The following is a 1,667-nucleotide window of genomic DNA, read 5'->3' as shown; positions in this document are numbered from 1 at the left end:
TCAGGTGTTGCGCTACGACGTGCGCGGGCATGGCCAGTCTGATGTGCCAGCGGGGCCGTACAGCATTGAGCAACTGGGGCAAGACGCCATGTCCCTGCTGGACCACCTTGGGTTGAACTGCGTTGACTTCTGCGGCCTCTCCATGGGTGGCATGACCGGCATGTGGCTGGGCACCCACCACCCCCATCGCATCAAGCGCCTGGCGTTGTGCAACACGGCAGCCAAGCTGGGCACACCCGAGCTCTGGAATGCGCGCCTGGATGTGCTTCACAAGCAAGGCATGGCGGGCATGACGGCCTCCATTCTGGACCGCTGGTTCACCCAGGGTTTTCAGCAGCGTGCGCCGCAGGTGATCGAGCGGGTGCGCGGCATGTTGCTGGGCACCACACCGGCGGGCTATGAGGCCAATGTGAGGGCCATCATCGCGATGGACCAACGCCCGGATATCAGCCGCATCGATCTGCCCACCTTGGTCATTGCCGGGCGCCACGACGGCTCCACGCCGCCAGCGCTGGGGCTGGAGATCCACCACCTGATCTCTGGCTCGCGCTATGTGGAGCTGGATGCGGCGCATTTGTCCAACTGGGAACAGGCAGACGCTTTTTCAGAAGCGCTGATGGATTTTTTGAAGCAAGGGTAGGCATGGTCCACCCATGGGGCCAGGTCTTGTCTTTTGCCTCTTGCCTTATGGGCTTCGAAGACGATTTACAGTTGCTCGCCAAACACGCTTGACCGCACTGGCCGAGCCACTGCTCTTTCAGCTCAACCTCAGGGACCCAAGAATGAACCCGGCCCTCAGCAAAATCTCCACCACAGGAAACGACTCGGACAAACTGGCGCTGTCGGCATTCATGAAGGCGCTGGCCATCCTTTCCAAGACACGGGACTACAACGCCGTTGCTGCGCCCTTCGCAGACTTCAAAAATCTCAACGAGGACGAGAACTCGGGAGGCACTTTTCGGGTTCACGGCGAAAAGATTTACAACGTCATCGTTCACTTCGAAATAACCCAAGAGCCTCCACATGAGTTCATGCCGGTCGTGGGCAACCTGGGCCTTCTGTTTGAGACCGGCGCAGTGACCTTGTCGGATGTGCAAGAGATTCTTGGCGACTGGTACCGCGACCCTGTTGATGGCGTGCAAGCTTCATTCGCAGATGCGTACTTCAATGCAAAAAACATTGCGCCTGAGGCCGACTACCTGTTGTGCGCGTCGACCAAAGAAGGCTACGTTGAAACGCTCAACCCCAGCGCGCCGGTTGAAATGATCAGCGCGTCTTGGCAAGACAATCGGTACAACACCGAAAACAGGCCTTGGTAGGTCACTGTTCTCCGCACCCATCGGGACAAGGTTTTTAGCGGGAAAGCTGGGGGCAGACTCCAACCAAATTGAGTCGCGCTGCCCTCACCCGCCGAAGAGCCCGGTGCACCACTGCTGCTCGCAAGGCACACCGTCTCCATTGCCATCCATCTTCATGCCGGGGCAGTTCTTCAGGAACAGCTTGGCTTCGCGGCATGAAGTCATCTGCGAGCAGTACTTGCGGCCATCGCAATGGAAAGCGGGCTGCTGAATCTGCGGCCTCGCCGCTGTCGGAGGCGGCGGCGGAGTTGAAGGCGGGGACTGCCGGATCTGCGGCTCCATCGCCGGCGGCAGCGGACTGCTCATCAC

At 59.7% G+C, this 1,667-nt stretch carries 3 protein-coding genes; 2 read left to right on the top strand and 1 reads right to left on the bottom strand.

All coding sequences use genetic code 11. The annotated features are described in order from the left end of the window. Together pcaD and ABYB95_RS23105 are read left to right on the top strand one after the other, a co-directional pair. Window positions 1-640: 3-oxoadipate enol-lactonase (gene pcaD, locus ABYB95_RS23110; RefSeq protein WP_372662582.1), on the top strand; the 640-nt coding region annotated here is incomplete at its 5' end. Window positions 641-782: 142 nt separating this feature from the next. Beyond that, window positions 783-1,319: a hypothetical protein gene (locus ABYB95_RS23105; protein WP_372662579.1), complete on the top strand. Its 537-nt coding sequence runs from the start codon at window positions 783-785 to the stop codon at window positions 1,317-1,319. A gap of 84 nt (window positions 1,320-1,403) precedes the next feature. On the opposite strand, the gene ABYB95_RS23100 is transcribed toward ABYB95_RS23105, so the two are convergent. After that, the coding region (locus ABYB95_RS23100) for an excalibur calcium-binding domain-containing protein (RefSeq protein ID WP_372662576.1) at window positions 1,404-1,667 on the bottom strand (264 nt) is incomplete at its 5' end.

It is taken from the genome of Hydrogenophaga sp. (assembly GCF_041633695.1).
In the GTDB taxonomy this organism is placed as follows: domain Bacteria; phylum Pseudomonadota; class Gammaproteobacteria; order Burkholderiales; family Burkholderiaceae_C; genus Hydrogenophaga.
Note: the sequence above shows the minus strand (reverse complement) of the source record. Positions and strands in the feature narration are given on the sequence as shown.

Bases quoted from the DNA above. Each gene is read 5' to 3' on its own strand.
- ABYB95_RS23105 (WP_372662579.1), top strand. From the start codon at position 783: ATGAACCCGGCCCTCAGCAAAATCTCCACCACAGGAAACGACTCGGAC.